The organism is Inquilinus limosus (genome assembly GCF_002195995.1).
Taxonomy (GTDB): Bacteria; Pseudomonadota; Alphaproteobacteria; order DSM-16000; family Inquilinaceae; genus Inquilinus; species Inquilinus limosus_C.
Genome location: NZ_NHON01000123.1, coordinates 1 through 15,153 on the forward strand (window position 1 = coordinate 1; position 15,153 = coordinate 15,153).

The 15,153-nt window shown below is 70.9% G+C and carries 13 protein-coding genes; 8 read left to right on the top strand and 5 right to left on the bottom strand.

Annotation, left to right across the window (positions count from 1 at the left end; translation table 11 throughout):
• Positions 1 to 133: 133 nt before the first annotated feature.
• The 4 genes from BWR60_RS32640 to BWR60_RS32655 all read right to left on the bottom strand — a co-directional run bounded on the left by BWR60_RS32640 (position 134) and on the right by BWR60_RS32655 (position 5,022).
• A complete protein-coding gene (locus BWR60_RS32640) occupies positions 134 to 1,561 on the bottom strand; it encodes an ABC transporter substrate-binding protein (RefSeq protein WP_230983256.1) in 1,428 nt (475 codons plus the stop codon).
• 299 nt (positions 1,562 to 1,860) lie between these two features.
• Positions 1,861 to 3,735, bottom strand: a complete 1,875-nt coding sequence (locus tag BWR60_RS32645; protein ID WP_218823785.1) for an ABC transporter ATP-binding protein — start codon at positions 3,733 to 3,735, stop codon at positions 1,861 to 1,863.
• Entirely contained in the window at positions 3,732 to 4,292 is a 561-nt protein-coding gene (locus tag BWR60_RS32650) for a winged helix DNA-binding protein (RefSeq protein ID WP_088156921.1), read from the bottom strand. Before BWR60_RS32650 ends, BWR60_RS32645 begins: the two co-directional genes overlap by 4 nt.
• Positions 4,293 to 4,404: 112 nt before the next feature.
• Positions 4,405 to 5,022, bottom strand: coding sequence for a TetR/AcrR family transcriptional regulator (locus tag BWR60_RS32655; protein WP_088156923.1), 618 nt, complete (start codon positions 5,020 to 5,022; stop codon positions 4,405 to 4,407).
• 101 nt (positions 5,023 to 5,123) lie between these two features.
• On the opposite strand from BWR60_RS32655, the gene BWR60_RS32660 reads away from it, so the two are divergent.
• On the top strand, positions 5,124 to 5,873 hold the full coding sequence (locus BWR60_RS32660; RefSeq protein ID WP_088156925.1) for an SDR family NAD(P)-dependent oxidoreductase: 750 nt from the start codon (positions 5,124 to 5,126) through the stop codon (positions 5,871 to 5,873).
• Positions 5,874 to 6,019: 146 nt separating this feature from the next.
• On the opposite strand, the gene BWR60_RS32665 is transcribed toward BWR60_RS32660, so the two are convergent.
• The gene (locus tag BWR60_RS32665; protein WP_088156927.1) at positions 6,020 to 7,222 is read right to left on the bottom strand and encodes a multidrug effflux MFS transporter; all 1,203 of its coding nucleotides are present in this window, start codon (positions 7,220 to 7,222) and stop codon (positions 6,020 to 6,022) included.
• Between the two features lie 156 nt (positions 7,223 to 7,378).
• Between BWR60_RS32665 and BWR60_RS32670 the strand changes: the two genes are divergently transcribed.
• From BWR60_RS32670 to BWR60_RS32700, 7 genes are all read left to right on the top strand, one after another.
• A complete protein-coding gene (locus BWR60_RS32670; protein WP_088156929.1) occupies positions 7,379 to 8,059 on the top strand; it encodes a TetR/AcrR family transcriptional regulator in 681 nt (226 codons plus the stop codon).
• Positions 8,060 to 8,316: 257 nt separating this feature from the next.
• Complete coding sequence (locus BWR60_RS32675) at positions 8,317 to 9,435, top strand: oxidoreductase (RefSeq protein WP_088156931.1); 1,119 nt, start codon at positions 8,317 to 8,319, stop codon at positions 9,433 to 9,435.
• Between the two features lie 45 nt (positions 9,436 to 9,480).
• The gene (locus BWR60_RS32680) at positions 9,481 to 11,820 is read left to right on the top strand and encodes a penicillin acylase family protein (RefSeq protein WP_088156933.1); all 2,340 of its coding nucleotides are present in this window, start codon (positions 9,481 to 9,483) and stop codon (positions 11,818 to 11,820) included.
• A 48-nt stretch (positions 11,821 to 11,868) separates the two neighbouring features.
• Positions 11,869 to 12,114, top strand: a complete 246-nt coding sequence (locus BWR60_RS32685) for a type II toxin-antitoxin system VapB family antitoxin (RefSeq protein ID WP_088156935.1) — start codon at positions 11,869 to 11,871, stop codon at positions 12,112 to 12,114.
• Positions 12,114 to 12,518 carry a type II toxin-antitoxin system VapC family toxin gene (locus BWR60_RS32690; protein WP_088156937.1) on the top strand — a complete coding sequence of 135 codons (405 nt, stop codon included), beginning with the start codon at positions 12,114 to 12,116 and terminating at the stop codon, positions 12,516 to 12,518. Before BWR60_RS32685 ends, BWR60_RS32690 begins: the two co-directional genes overlap by 1 nt.
• Positions 12,519 to 12,757: 239 nt before the next feature.
• Positions 12,758 to 14,245 carry a 6-hydroxynicotinate reductase gene (locus BWR60_RS32695; protein ID WP_088156939.1) on the top strand — a complete coding sequence of 496 codons (1,488 nt, stop codon included), beginning with the start codon at positions 12,758 to 12,760 and terminating at the stop codon, positions 14,243 to 14,245.
• A gap of 9 nt (positions 14,246 to 14,254) precedes the next feature.
• Positions 14,255 to 15,153 (top strand): UPF0280 family protein (locus tag BWR60_RS32700; protein WP_088156941.1); only part of this gene is annotated, 899 nt, incomplete at its 3' end.

The following is a 15,153-nucleotide window of genomic DNA, read 5'->3' on the forward strand; positions in this document are numbered from 1 at the left end:
GGGGTTAGGGGGAGGGGGTTGTCGATCGAAGAGAACGGAAGAGCGACCGCGGCTCTTGCGGCACGAACCCCCTCCCCCTGCCCCCCTCCCGCAAGGGGAGGGGGGACTAAGAAGTTGCGACCCGACGGCACCATCACTCCACCGTCGCGTCGACGAAGCGCATCCGCTCGTCGGAGGGCAGGTTGGCGTTCTGCACCCGCTTGCTGACGCCGTAGATGGTGTTCGAGTTGTACAGTGGCAGCTCCATCGCCTTGTCGGCGACATAGCCGGCGACCGCCTGCAGCGTCTTCTCGCGCTCCGCCGGGTCGTAGGTCTTGCGCTGCGCCTCCAGCATCGCGTCCAGCTCGGGGATGCTGTCGTAGGGGTTCCACTTCTCGCCGGTGTGGTACATCAGATAGGCGGTGTTGTCGTAGTCGAAGGTCCAGCCGCCCCAGCCTTCCTGGAACAGCGGCCCGGTCTTGCCGTTCGGCACGATATCGTTGAGGAAGACATTGCTCTCATAGGGCTTCAGCGTCGCCTTGAAGCCGACCATCTGCAGGTAGCCAGCCACCGCCTGCAGCACCTCGCGCAGGGTGGCGTTGTCGCCGCGGAAGTCGAGCTGCAGCGGCGTGCCCGGCTTCACCCCGGCCTGGGCCAAGAGCGCCTTGGCGCCGGCCGGGTCGAAGGGCAGCGGCTTGAGGTCCGGCGGATAGCCGAAGGACAGCCGGCTCTGGAAGCTGACGATCGGCTCGGCCTGGCCGGCCAGCACGGTCTTGACGATGGTGTCGCGGTCGACCGCCATGATGATCGCCTTGCGCACCTCCTCCTTCGCCGTCAGCGGGTCCTTGGTGTTGAAGCGCATGGCATAGACGGTCGGGCCCGGCACGCTGACGATCTGCAGCTTCGGGTCCTGCGAGATCACCGGCACCTGGGCGACCTCGACCTGGGTCGCGACGTCGACGCGGCCGGCCTGCAGCTCGGCCACCCGGGTCGAGGATTCGGCGATGAAGCGGTAGACCAGCTTGTCGATCTTCGGCGCCCCGCCCCAGTAATTCGGGTTGGCCTCCAGCGTCAGGCTGACCTTCGGCTCATAGGCCACGACCTTGAACGGGCCGGTGCCGATCGGCGCGCTGTTGAAGGCGTCGTCGCCCTTCTCGGCGAGGTATTTCGGCGGCACGATCATGGCGCCGTAGCCGGCCAGCTTGGTCAGCAGCACCGGGTCCGGCCGCTTCATCACGAAGTCGACCGTATGGTCGTCGACCATCACGACATGGTCGATCGAGTTGTAGTTCGACTGCTGCGGCCCCTTGGCGCCCTCGGCGCCGAGCAGCCGGTCGAAGGTGAACTTCACCGCGGCGGCGTCGAAGCCCTCGCCGTTCTGGAAGGTCACGCCCTGGCGCAGATGGAAGCGGATGCGGTTGGCGTCGTCCAGGAACTCCCAGCTCGTCGCCAGGCCGGGCACCAGCTTGAGGTCGGGCCCGCGCATCACCAGCCCGTCAAAGATCTGGCTGCCGACCGAGCCCCAGGCGACGAGGAAGGTGTCGATCGGGTCCCAGCTGCCGGGGTCCTGCCGCAGCGCCACGGTCAACGTCCCCGCCGCCTGGGCCTGCGACGCCGCGGCCGGCAGCAGCGCCGCCGCCAGGGCCAGTCCGAGAGCGTGCCTGCCGATGGTTCCTGTGAGTCGACTAAGAATGGCAGATTCACATTTTAAATTGTCATGCCCGGGCTTGACCCGGGCATCCAGAGACTGTCGAGACCTTCTGGATTGCCGGGTCAAGCCCGGCAATGACAAAATAGAAAAGGCGCTCGTTTTGATAGACGTAGCTCTCGGATCGTTTCTCAACATCATCGCCTTCCCTGTCTGCTTGTTGTGGTCGCGGCTCAAGCTTCGACCGCCGCGAAATGGTCCGGTCCGACCGGCCGCAGCCGCAGGACCGGCGGTTCGTCGCCGACCGCGCGGGTCGAGCTGGGGATCTCGCCCTCCAGCGCCGGGCGCCCGCCGGCACGCTCCGGGTCGGCCACCGGCACCGCCGCCAGCAGCCGCTTCGTGTAGGGATGCCGCGGCGTCTCGAACACCGCCCGGCGCGGCCCGATCTCGACGATCTGGCCGAGATACAGCACCGCGACCCGGTGGCTGATCTTCTCCACCACCGCCATGTCATGGGTGATGAACAGATAGGACAGCCGCTGCCGCGCCTGCAGCTCCATCAAGAGGTCGACGATCTGGGCCTGGATCGAGACGTCGAGGGCGGAGACGGATTCGTCGGCGATGATCAGCTTCGGGTCGCTGGCCAGGGCGCGGGCGATGCAGATGCGCTGGCGCTGGCCGCCGGAGAACTCATGCGGGTAGCGGCCGGCCCGGGCCGCCGGCAGGCCCACCCGCTCCATCAGCTCATGCACCCGCCTTGTCACCGCCGCGCGGCCGTCGGCCAGCCCATGGGTGACGATCGGCTCGGCGATCGAGAAGCCCACCTTCTTGCGCGGGTCCAGCGCGGCGAAGGGATCCTGGAACACGTACTGGATCTTCTGGCGCAGCCGCCGCCGCTCCGCCGCCCCCATGGCCAGCACGTCCTGCCCGTCGAAGCGGATCGTGCCCGAGGTCGGCTTCACCAGCTGCTGCAGGGTCTTGCCGATGGTCGACTTGCCGCTGCCCGATTCCCCGACCAGCGCCAGCGTCTCCCCGGGATAGAGGTCGAAGCTGACGTGATGCACCGCGTGGCAGCGATGGGTGGGCCGGCCGAACAGGTCCTTCCTCAGGTCGAACCAGGTCGACAGCCGGTCGACCGACAGCAGCGGCGCCGACGTATCGGCCGTGTCCTGCACCCCGGTCTCGCCGACGCTGCGCGGCGTGTCGCCGTCCAGCACGATCAGTGGCGTGCGCTTCGGCAGGTCCTCCCCGGCCAGGCTGCCCAGCCGCGGCACGGCCGACAGCAGCGCGCGGGTGTAGGGGTGCTGCGGCGCCCGGAAGATATCGCGCACCGGCGCCTGCTCGACCTTGCGGCCGCGCCACATCACCAGCACCTCATCCGCCATCTCCGCCACCACGCCCATGTCGTGGGTGATGAACAGCACGGCCATGCCGAGGTCGCGCTGCAGCTCGCGGATCAGGGTCAGGATCTGGGCCTGGATGGTGACGTCCAGCGCGGTCGTGGGCTCGTCGGCGATCAGCAGGCGCGGCCGGCAGCACAGCGCCATGGCGATCATCACCCGCTGGCGCATGCCGCCCGACAGCTGGTGCGGGTAGCGGTCCAGCATCGTCCCGGCATCCGGCAGCCGCACCCGGCGCAGCAGCGCCTCCGCCTCCCGCCGCGCCTCGCGCAGGCCCAGCCTCTGGTGCAGGACCAGCGCCTCGACGATCTGGTTGCCGATGGTGAAGACCGGGTTCAGCGACGTCATCGGCTCCTGGAAGATCATCGCGATGTCGTTGCCGCGGATCCCGCGCAGCCGGTCCTCCGGCGCCTGCACCAGGTCGATCGGCGCCCCCTCCTCCGGCCGGAACCGGATCGACCCGCCGGTGATGGCGCCGCCGACATGCCGCAGCAGCCGCATCACCGACAGCGCCGTGACCGATTTGCCGGAGCCGGATTCGCCGACGATGGCCAGCGTCCGGCCCGGCGTCAGGTCGAAGCCGAGCGACTGCACCGCGGCGAAGGGGCCTGCCGGCGTGTCGAAGCCGACCGAAAGGTCGCGCACCGACAGCAGGGCGCCGTCGGCGGCCGTGCCGGCGCGCGGCGCGTCGAGGGTCGCGGCGCTCACAGCGTCGTCGCCGCGCGGGCGGCCTGCTCGTAATAGCCCGAGAGGGCGCGCAGCTGGGCGCCGATCTGCGACAGCGCCTCCTCCGCCGGGCCGGTCGAGGTGGTGGCGCGGACCAGCAGCCGCTCGCGGATCTCGGCATAGCGGTCGCAGGCGGCGCGGCCGGCATCGGTGATGCGGATCAGCTTCTCCTTGCCCGCCCGGCCGGTGGCGACCAGGCCGGCGGCCGCCAGCTTGCGGAGCGCATAGGTGGCGACATGGGTGTCCTGGATGTCGAGGACGAGGCAGAGATCGGCCAGGGTCTTGGCCCGGTCGCGGTGCCGCACCGAATGCAGGATCAGCACCTCCATCGCCGACAGGCCGGGCACGCCGGCCGCCGCCATGCAGCGGACCATCCAGCGGGAGAAGGCGTGGGAGGCGAGGATCAGGCCGAATTCGAGCTCGGACAGGGCCGGCGAGGCGCCGGCGGCGAGATGGGCCGAGGACACGATGGCGCCGACGCCGCGCGGCTTGCGCCCATTGCCGGCGGGGGCGCCCCCCGTCGTTCCGTCTCGCACCATGCCACCCTGTCCGGAGTTTATTTGACGACAAATTGTCGACATATCGTCGACGTGCTGTCAATCGCGGATCGGTGACGAAACCGAGTAGGTCCAGAGGGTTCAGGAGCCGTCGTCAGGCGGCGCTGCGCGGCGCCGTCAGCGCCTCCCAGCCGATCATGGCGCTGTCGATCACGGCCTGCAGCTCCCGGCAGCTGCCGCCATTGCGGGCCTGGATGGTCAAGCCGTTCAGCACGGTGGCGAAATAGGCGGCGATGGCCTGGGTGTCGGCGCCTTGCGGCACGTCCCCCTCCGCCACGCCGCGGTCCAGCCGCGCCTTGATCTGCGCCACCGATCGCCGCCCGGCCGCCTGCAGATAGTCGCGCACCTCCGGGCTGGCCGGGATGCCGACGGCGGAGGCCAGCACGATCATGCAGCCGGGCGGCTGGCCCGGCGCGGTGTAGGCGACGGCGTTCTCGCGCAGCATCGCCTCGACCCCCGCCTGCGCCGTCGGCGCGTCCTGCAGCGAGCGGGAGGCCGAGCCGCCCGCGCCCGATTCGTAGAGCTCCAGCGCCTCGCGGAACAGCGCCTCCTTGCAGCCGAAGGCGGCGTAGAGGCTGGGCGAGTTGATGCCCATGGCGGCGGTGAGGTCGGTCATCGACGCGCCGTCATAGCCGCGCGCCCAGAACACCTCCATCGCCCGGCGCAGCGCGGCGGCCCGGTCGAAGCTGCGGGGACGGCCCCGTTCGGCCATCGCGGATCCTTTCTGTGTCAACCAATACATAAACTGCTGGACAGGCGTCGGCAAGTTGGATACGGACTTATGTATCGATCAACACATAAATGGAGAGACCCATGTCCGGACTGTCTGGAAAGATCGCGCTGGTCACCGGCGGCAGCCGCGGCATCGGCGCCGCGATCGCGGAGCGGCTGGCGCGGGACGGCGCCGATGTCGCGGTGACCTATGCCGCCTCGCCCGACAAGGCGAATGCGGTGGTCGGGCGGGTCGAGGCGGCGGGCCGGCGCGGCCTGGCGATCGCCGCCGACGGCACCGACGGCCGCGCGGTGCAGGCGGCGGTGGAGCGCACCGTGGCGGAGCTCGGCCGGATCGACATCCTGGTCAACAATGCCGGGGTCTTCCCCTACGGCCCGTTCGAGGAGGTCGGCGAGGACGAGCTGGACCGCGTCCTGGCGATCCATGTCCGCTCCAGCTTCCTGGCGGCGCAGGCGGCGGCCCGGCACATGGGCCGGGGCGGCCAGGGCGGACGCATCATCTCGATCGGGTCGTGCCTGGCCGACTATGCCGGCGCGGCGAACATGACGCTGTACATCATGACCAAGGCGGCGCTGACGGGGCTGACCCGCGGCCTGGCGCGGGATCTCGGCCCGCGCGGCATCACCGCCAACATCATCCACCCCGGCCCGACCGACACCGACATGAACCCGGCGGACGGGCCGCATGCGGACGGCCAGCGCCAGCACATCGCGCTGGGCCATTACGGCGAGGCGTCGGACATCGCCGCCATGGCCGCGCATCTGGCCGGCGAGGGAGGGCGCTGGGTGACCGGAGCGTCCATCGCCGTGGACGGCGGCGTGAACGCCTGAGCGCCACCAGCCCGAACTCTTAACCCGTCATGGCGAGCCCCGAAGGGGCGTGGCCATCCAGGGGCCGGTTCGCACTGGCCCCTGGATGGCCACGGCGCTCCGCGCCTCGCCATGGCGGATAAGGTTGCGCTGTGAGAGGCCCGTCCTTACTGCGCCGGGACCTCGGCCGGACGCTCGCGGCCCAGGGTCGCCTGGGCCAGGGCAAAGGCGATGACGGCGCAGCCGGTGATGCCCGCCACCATCGGCAGCGAGGTCCCGTCGAAGAACGGGCCGATCACCGCGATCACCACCGCGCCGGTGACGAATTGCAGCGTGCCCATCAGGGCCGAGGCGGTGCCGGCGACGGCGCCGTGATTGTCCAGCGCCAGCACCGAGGTGGTCGGGATGACGAGGCCGAGGAAGCCGTAGCCGACGAACAGCAGGGCGGCCAGCACCGCCAGCTGGTCGACCCCGGCCGCGGTCACGGCCAGCAGCACCACCATAGCGGCGGCATAGCCGGTGACGGCGATCCGCACGATCCGGCCGAGGCCGAAGCGGCCGGCCAGCCAGCCGGTGCATTGCGACACGCCGATGAAGGACACGGCGTTGATCGAGAAGAACACGCTGTAGAGTCGCGGCGACAGGCCGTAATGCTCGATCAGGATGAAGGAGGAGTTGGCGAGATAGGCGAAGAAGCTGGCGATGCCGAAGGCGCCGATGAAGGTCAGCCCCAGGAAGTGCCAGTCGGTCAGCAGCGACCGGTAGGCCCTGAGCGCGCCGAGGATGCTGCTGTCCACCCGGTGCTGCCGCGGCCGCGTCTCGGTCAGGAACAGCGTCAGCATGGCGATGCCGAGCAAGGCCAGCACCGTCACCACCCAGAACACGCCGCGCCAGCCCGCCGCCTCGATCACGAAGCTGCCGCCCAGCGGCGCCAGGATCGGCGAGACGCTGAACACCAGCATCAGGAGCGACATCAGCCGCGCCGCCTCGGTGCCGGTGTGCAGGTCGCGGACCACGGCGCGCGGGATCACCATGCCGGCGCAGGCGCCGAGGCCCTGGACGAAGCGGAAGGCGACCAGCGTCTCGATATCCGGCGCGAAGGCGCAGCCGATGCTGGCGGCGACGAAGACGGCGAGGCCGAGATACAGCGGCAGCTTGCGCCCGAACATGTCGGAGAGTGGGCCGAACACCAGCTGGCCGACGCCGAGCGAGACGAAGAAGGCCATCAGGCTGGCCTGCACCGCCTCGGTCCCCGCCCCCAGGCTGCGGCCGATCTCCGGCAGCGCCGGCAGGTACATGTCGATGGCGAAGGGCCCGATGGCGGTGAGCAGGCCGAGCACGATCGCGTAGCGAAGCAGCGACGAGGACATGAGCGGACTTCCGGGTTCGGAGGCCGGCGGACGGAAATGGTCCGGACGGAGGAGGAGAGCAGGACGCGCACCGCCTCTGCGGGCGATCGCCGCGACTCTCTGTCCAAAACTTTGGACAGACTTGTCCAAATCGTCAAGCCCCCTTAGGGTGGGGCGATGCGGGAATTGCAGCAGATCGGGCGGCCGGTGCCGCCCCGGCGCGGCCAGGTCGCCAAGCATGCCTCGGTGCTGGACGCGGCCACGGCGGTGTTCTGCCGGGACGGGTTCGCCGGCGCCAGCATCGACCTGATCGCGGCCGAGGCCGGGGTGTCGCGCCAGACCATCTACAACCACCATGGCGACAAGGAGGCGCTGTTCATCGCCGTGGTGCGGGAGATGACCGAGCGCTGCAACGCCGGGCTGTTCCAGACCCTGACCACCTTCCCCGACCGCCCCCGCGACCTGGAGGCGGAGATGGCGGCCTTCGCCGGCCGGCTGGTGCGCAACTGCCTGTACAACCGCGACGGCGGCGCGCTGCGCAAGCTGATCCAGACCGAGGGCGAGCGCTATCCCGGGCTGTTCGCGGCGTGGCGCGAGCACGGCCCCGGCACGGCCTGGGCCGCGATCGCCGCCCGCTTCGCCCGGCTGGCCCATGCCGGATACCTGCGGATCGAGGATCCGGACCTGGCGGCCCGCCAGTTCCTGGCCCTGATCCATGCCGATTTCCACATCCCCTATATGCTGGGCACCAAGCCGGCGGAGGCGGAGGTCGATGCCGGGGTCATGAACGCCGTGCGCACCTTCCTGCGCGCCTTCGGCCCGGCGGCGGCGCCCGCGCAACGGGCCCGCGCCAATTGATACCGGCTGCCGACGTCCTCACCCGTCATGGCGAACCCCGAAGGGGCGTGGCCATCCAGAGGCCAATGCGAGCGGCTTCTGGATGGCCACGTCGGCTTCGCCTCCTCGCCATGACGTGCAAGTAAGCAGGGGCCGCATCGCGATCCCCTCAGCCCTGCCCTGCGCCGATGGCTGGTGCCGAGCGAAAGATCTGACATAACATCCCCTCCGACACCGCCGACCATCCATCCCTTCCCGTCACCGATCGAGCGATCGCCATGACCGCATCCGCTCTCTTCTCCCCGCTCGCCCTCGGCCCGATCACGCTGCCCAACCGGCTCGTGATCGCGCCGATGTGCCAGTATTCCGCCGATGACGGCTGCGCCAGCGACTGGCACATCCAGCATTGGATGACCCTCGCCATGTCCGGCGCCGCGCTGGTGGTGGTGGAGGCGACCGGCGTCGAGCGCCGGGGCCGTATCACCCATGGCTGCCTCGGCCTCTATTCCGACGCCAATGAGCGGTCGATCGCCCGCGCTTTGGCCGCGGCCCGCGCCGTGGCCCTGCCCGGCACCCGCTTCGGCGTCCAGCTGGCCCATGCCGGTCGCAAGGCGTCGACCCAGCGCCCCTGGGAAGGCGGCCGCCCCCTCAGCCCCGACCAGGATCCCTGGCCGACCGTCGGCCCCTCCGCCGTGCCCTTCGACGCCAACTGGCACACGCCGGAGGCGCTGGACGAGACCGGGCTGGAGCGGGTGAAAGCCGCCTTCGTCGCCGCGGCCCGGCGCGCGGTGCGGCTGGGCTTCGATGCCATCGAGCTGCACATGGCCCACGGCTATCTGTTCCACAGCTTCCTGTCGCCGCTGTCGAACCGGCGCGACGACCGCTGGGGCGGCGACGCCGAGCGGCGGCGCGCCTTCCCGCTGGCGGTGGCGGCGGCGGTGCGCGAGGTGGTGCCGGCCGGCATCGCGCTGGGCATCCGCGTCAGCGCCTCGGAATGGGTCGAGGGCGGCTTCGAGGTCGGGGAGGCCGCGGTGCTGGCCACCGAGCTGAAGGCCCTGGGCTACACCTTCATCTGCGCCAGCTCCGGCGGCAATGCCGCCCATGCCCGCATCCCGGTCGGCCCCGGCTACCAGGTGCCGCTGGCCCGCGAGATCCGGGAGAAGAGCGGCCTGACCACCCGCGCCGTCGGCATGATCGTCGACCCGCACCAGGCCGAGGGCATCATCACCCGCGGCGATGCCGACCAGGTGGCGCTGGCCCGCGCCGTGCTGGACGATCCGCGCTGGGGCTGGCATGCCGCCGAGGCGCTGGGCGCCGAGTTGACCCTGCCGCCGCAATATGCCCGCGCCGGCGCCAGGACCTGGCCCGGCCGCAAGCTGCTGCAAGCCGCTGAATAACCGCGCGGCCCAAGAAGAAGAGACCATAGAGGAGCCCGGAACGACATGACCGACACCCTTGCCGTTCCGGGCCTGGCCGCCCCGGCCGAGATCCTGGTCGACCGCTGGGGCATTTCCCACCTGACCGCGGCCAGCCAGGACGACCTGTTCTTCCTGCAGGGCTTCAACGCCGCCCGCGACCGCTTGTGGCAGATCGACCTGTGGCGCAAGCGCGGCCTGGGCCTGCTGGCGGCCGATTTCGGCCCCGGCTACCTGGCGCAGGACATCGCCAGCCGCCACTTCCTCTATCGCGGCGACATGGCGGCGGAATGGGCCGCCTATGCCGAGGATGCGCAGGCGATCTGCACCCGCTTCGCCGCCGGCATCAACGCCTATGTCGCCCTGACGGAGCGCGAGCCGGAGCGGCTGCCGGAGGAGTTCCGGCTGTTCGGCACCCGGCCGGCGCGCTGGCAGGCGGAGGATGTCGTCCGCATCCGCAGCCACGGCCTGACCCGCAACGCCCTGTCGGAGCTGGCGCGCGCCCATGTGCTGGCGGGGGCCGACGCCGCCATCGACCGGCTGCGCAAGATGGTCGAGCCGCCGGTCGAGGTCGGGCCGGTGCCGGGCTTCGACCCCGCCGCGGTGCCGCCGGACGCGCTGCAGATGTTCCGCTTGGCCATGGCGCCGGTGACCTTCCCGCCGGACCGCCTGGCCGCGACGCTGGCGGAGGCGCCGCTGTGGCGGGTGGCCACCGATCTCGGCGAGGTGCTGCGGGCGCAGGAGTTCGAGGGGTCGAACAACTGGGCGGTGCATGGCAGCCGCACCGAGACCGGCCGCCCGATCCTGGCCACCGACCCGCACCGCACCCATGCCGTGCCGTCGCTGCGTTACCTGGTGCACCTGACCGCGCCGGGCTTCGACGCGATCGGCGCCGGGGAGCCGAGCGTGCCGGGCATCATGATGGGCCATAACGGTACCGCCGCCTTCAGCCTGACCATCTTCGGCGCCGACCAGGAGGACGTGTATCTCTACGAGACCCGGCCGGACGATCCCGATTCCTATCGCTACGGCGAGGGCTGGGAGCGGATGCGGCTGGTCGAGGAGCGCTTCGCGGTCAAGGGCGCGCCGGAGCAGGCCCGCACCCTGCGCTTCACCCGGCACGGGCCGGTGGTGCATGCAGATCCGGTGCGGCGCAGCGCCGTGGCGATCCGCTCGGTGTGGTTCGAGCCGGGCTCGGCCGCCTATCTCGCCAGCCTGTCCGGCATGCGCAGCCGCAGCCTGGACGAGTTCCGGGCGGCGATGCGGCGCTGGGGCACGCCCTCGGTGAACCAGGTCTATGCCGACACGTCCGGCACCATCGCCTGGCTGCCGGCCGGCCATGTGCCGCGGCGGCCGAACTGGCACGGGCTGGCGCCGGTGCCGGGCGACGGCAGCCATGAATGGGACGGCATGATGGACCCGGCGCTGATGCCGCTGCGCGCCGACCCGCCGGAGGGCTTCGTCGCCACCGCCAATGAGCTGAACCTGCCGCCGGATTGGCCGCATGACGACCGGCCGGTCGGCTTCGAATGGCTGGAGGCCAGCCGCGCCGTGCGCATCCGCGAGGTGCTGGCCGGGCAGGACCGCCATACCCTTGGCGACTCCCGGGCGCTGCAGGCCGACACTGCGTCGGTGCCGGCTCGGCGGATGCAGCGCCTGCTGGCGCCGCTGGAGGCACGGGACGCCGACGCCGCGCGCGGGCAAAGCCTGCTGCGCGGCTGGGACGCGCGGCTCGACGCCGGCTCGGCCGCCGCGGCGCTGTTCGAGCTGTGGTGGACGAAGCACCTGAAGCCGGGGCTGTTCGCCCGGCTGGCGCCCGACCCGGCGATCCGCCGGCTGCTGGCGCCGGGCGACGTCGCCGGCATCCTGGCAGCGCTGGAGACGCCCGATGCCCGCTTCGGCGCCGATCCGGAAGCGGCCCGCGACGCGCTGCTGCTGGAGACCCTGGCCGAGGCCGTGCGCGACGTGTCCCGGCGCCTCGGCGGCGACCCGTCAGCCTGGCGCTGGGGCGACCTGCACCAGGGCTATTTCGAGCATCCGGCCAGCGCCGTGGCGCCGGACCGTCGCGAGACGCTCGATGTCGGCCCGCTGCCGAAGGGCGGCAGCAGCTCCACCGTGATGCACGCCGCCTATCGCCCGGAGGATTTCCGGGTGACGCACGGCGCCTCGGTCCGCATCGTCATGGATGTCGGCGACTGGGACCGCAGCACCTGCATCAACACGCCCGGCCAGTCCGGCGACCCGCGCTCGCCGCACTACCGCGACCTCGCCCCGCTCTGGGCCCGCGGCGATCAGGTGCCGCTGCTGTACAGCCGCGCGGCAATCGAGAGCGCGGCGGAGCAGCGGATCCGACTGTTGCCGATGTAGGCAAGGCCGACTACATATGTCTATGTAGTCGTCTGCGTGAGATGCTCCATGGCGATCAACATCAACAATCCGGAAGCCGACGAGCTGACCCGGAAATTCGCCAAGCTGGAAGGTGTCGGCATCACGGAGGCCATCGTCATCGCGATGAAGGAAGCGATCGAGCGCCGCCGCAAGGCCGAGACGCCGTTGCAGACGGCCGAACGTCTCCGCCGGAAGCACGGGGTGAGCCTCAACGACACGGCGCGCCAGCCTCTGCCGAAACGTGCCTTCGACGATCTGTGGGACAAGCGCTGATGTTCGTGGACGCGTCCGCAATCATTGCGGTCCTGTCGCACGAGCCCGAAGCCGCCCGCATTTCGGATGCGCTGATGATGGCGGAGACGCCCTTCACATCTCCCGTGGCCGTGCTGGAAACCGCCATCTCGCTCGCCCGGCCGGACAAGTTCGATCTGCCGATCGAGGCTGTCGAGCCCATCGTGCTTGAATTCCTCGACGAGCGCGGCATCGAGATCCGCGACCTGCCGCCCGCGGCGCAAGCCACGACGCTGGCCCTGTCGGCAGCGCATCGGTACAGGGCGGGGCGTCGCGGCCTGAATCTGGGCGACTGCCTGCATTACGCCTGCGCCAAGTACCATCAGGCCCCGATCCTCGCCACGTATGACGAGTTCCGCGGCACCGACCTGGACACCGTGCCGTAGCCGGTAGCCGGTGCTGACGGCTACGGGCGCGCCGTCAATCCCGCCTTGACAGGGGTCCTGGCGCGGATGAAGATCATTTGTATACGAATGAAATACCGACCGGGAAACGGCCGGCATTCGAAACAGGATCAGGCCAGGGAGATCCCGGATGCAGCTCCGGACAGGCGCGCTTCACGGCATCGGTGCCGTGCCGTCTCCGGCAGGGGACATCCCGTCGGCCGGCCGGAACCGAGACTGACATGTCCCAGCCCGTCGAGAGAACCGAGGACGGCCGCATCCGCTGCGATGCCTGCCCGGTGATGTGCTACATCAAGCCCGGCGCCGCCGGGGCCTGCGACCGCTACGCCAACCATGACGGCACGCTGGTCCGGGTCGACCCGCATGTGGTGCTGGACCGCACCCTGCAGCAGGGCGGCAGCGTGGTGCCGTTCAACCGCGGCGGCGGCGACTGGGACGGCACGCTGGTGCGCGGGCCGGAGACCTTCGTCACCGCGATCGGCGCCGGCACCACCTATCCCGACTACAAGCCCGCCCCCTTCATCGTTTCGGCGGAGGTCGACGGGGTCGACATGGTCACCGTGGTGACCGAGGGCATCTTCAGCTATTGCGGCGTCAAGGTGAAGGTCGACACCGACCGGCATCTCGGGCCGGAGCGCAGCCTGGTGCGGGCCCAGGGCGAGCCGGTCGGCCATGTCACCACCGGCGAGTACGGGTCGCAGATGCTGTCGCTCGGCGGCGTGCACCACCTGACCGGCGGCAGCAAGAAGGAAGGCCGCGTCACCTGCGACACCCTCCTCGAGCTGAGCAACGGCCGCGCCGTCGAGCTGACCATCGACGACGGCGCCACCGTGATCGTCCAGGCCGGCCGGCCGCCGATCGTCAATGGCGGGATGGAAGAGCGGATGCGGGTCGGCTGCGGGTCCGCCACCATCGGCATGTTCGCCAAGCAGTGGCACGGCAAGGTCGACGAGGTGGTGGTGGTCGACGACCACATCACCGGCGTGCTGTCGGAGCACCAGGCCGGCAAGCTGCTGGGCATCCCCGACACCGGCATCCACATGAAGGGCCGCCGCTCCACCCCCGGCCGCTACTTCCAGGTGGCGCAGCCCGGCACCGGCTGGGGCGGCACCGACATCACCGACCCGCTGTCGATCCTGGGGCCGTTCAACCCGAAGACGGCGCGGCCGGGCCTGACCATGCTGATGGTCAGCACCACCGGCGAGCATTTCGCCTATTACGTCCTGGACGACGCGCTGAAGCCGGTGCAGCAGGAGCTGCCGGCGGCGCTGCAGCAGTCGATCGCGCGGATCGAGGAGAATTGCGAGCCGGCTTTGTGCACCGTGCTGTTCATGGGCGGCGCCGGCGGCTCGCTGCGCTCCGGCGTCACCGAGAACCCGGTGCGGCTGACCCGGTCGGTGAAGCAGGCGCTGACCTATGTCACCTGCGGCGGCGCCCCGGTCTATGTCTGGCCCGGCGGCGGCATCACCTTCATGGTCGACGTCACCCGGGTGCCGGAGAACGCCTTCGGCTATGTCCCCACCCCGGCCCTGGTGGCGCCGATCGAGTTCACCCTGCGCCTGTCCGACTATGAGGCGCTGGAGGGGCATATGGATCATGTCCGCCCCCTCTCCTCCCTCGGCGTCGACGCGGCGCGGCGCCCGGTGGCGCCCTATCGCGACAATCCCTGGCCCTTCGCGCCGGAAGGCGCGAAGCGGTCGCACGGCTGAGGCCCGCCGGTGGCCCGCCTGCCGCAGATCGCGCTGCTGCCCGACGGGCGGCGCCTGCATCTGCAGGACGGGCCGATCGACCTGATCGTCGAGGCCAGCGGGACGGCGGAGGCGGTGCGGGCGGCCTATCAGGCGGCGGCGCGGCGCTTCACCGGCCTCTTGGACGAGCTGTGCGACGAGCTGCCCTTGCTGCGCGCCCCGGCCCGGCCGGACATCTCCCCGCTGCAGGGCCCGGTCGCCCGGCGGATGCATGAGGCGGTGGCGCCCCATGCCGCCGACGGCTTCATCACCCCGATGGCGGCGGTGGCCGGCGCGGTGGCGGAGGCGGTGCTGGCGGCGATGACCGCGGCGGCGCCGCTGGCCCGGGCCTATGTCAACAATGGCGGCGACATCGCCCTGCACCTGTCACCGGGGCAGCGCTTCACCATCGGCCTCGTGGACCGGCCGGATCAACTTAGTGAAGGCCGGCCCGGCCTGTTCGGCACCACGGTGCTCACCTCTGACGACGGGATCCGCGGCATCGCCACCAGCGGCTGGCGCGGCCGCAGCTTCTCGCTCGGCATCGCCGATGCGGTCACCATCCTGGCCGCCGGCGCCGCCGAGGCCGATGCCGCCGCCACGGTGGTGGCCAATGCCGTCGACCTGCCCGGCCATCCCGCGATCACCCGCGTCCCGGCCCGCGAGCTGCAGCCCGACAGCGACCTGGGCGACCGCCCGGTGACCCGCGGCGTCGGCCCGCTCTCTCCGGTCGAGATCGACGCCGCCCTCGAGGCCGGCGCCGCCATGGCCGAAACCCTGATCGCCCGCGGCCTGATCCGCGCCGCCGCCCTGCACCTGGCGGGTGAAACAAGAACCGTGGGGCTGGGTGCGCTTGAGTCCCCCCTCCCCTCGCGGGAGGGGGCTAGGGG

What these genes read in the sequence shown, in the direction of transcription:
- BWR60_RS32655 (WP_088156923.1), bottom strand. Translation starts at nt 5,022, where the DNA reads ATGGCCGAACGGGGCCGTCCCCGCAGCTTCGACCGGGCCGCCGCGCTG.
- BWR60_RS32675 (WP_088156931.1), top strand. Translation starts at nt 8,317, where the DNA reads ATGACCGCATCCGCTCTCTTCTCCCCGCTCGCCCTCGGCCCGATCACG.
- BWR60_RS32680 (WP_088156933.1), top strand. Translation starts at nt 9,481, where the DNA reads ATGACCGACACCCTTGCCGTTCCGGGCCTGGCCGCCCCGGCCGAGATC.
- BWR60_RS32690 (WP_088156937.1), top strand. Translation starts at nt 12,114, where the DNA reads ATGTTCGTGGACGCGTCCGCAATCATTGCGGTCCTGTCGCACGAGCCC.
- BWR60_RS32665 (WP_088156927.1), bottom strand. Translation starts at nt 7,222, where the DNA reads ATGTCCTCGTCGCTGCTTCGCTACGCGATCGTGCTCGGCCTGCTCACC.
- BWR60_RS32695 (WP_088156939.1), top strand. Translation starts at nt 12,758, where the DNA reads ATGTCCCAGCCCGTCGAGAGAACCGAGGACGGCCGCATCCGCTGCGAT.
- BWR60_RS32685 (WP_088156935.1), top strand. Translation starts at nt 11,869, where the DNA reads ATGGCGATCAACATCAACAATCCGGAAGCCGACGAGCTGACCCGGAAA.
- BWR60_RS32670 (WP_088156929.1), top strand. Translation starts at nt 7,379, where the DNA reads ATGCGGGAATTGCAGCAGATCGGGCGGCCGGTGCCGCCCCGGCGCGGC.
- BWR60_RS32650 (WP_088156921.1), bottom strand. Translation starts at nt 4,292, where the DNA reads ATGGTGCGAGACGGAACGACGGGGGGCGCCCCCGCCGGCAATGGGCGC.
- BWR60_RS32660 (WP_088156925.1), top strand. Translation starts at nt 5,124, where the DNA reads ATGTCCGGACTGTCTGGAAAGATCGCGCTGGTCACCGGCGGCAGCCGC.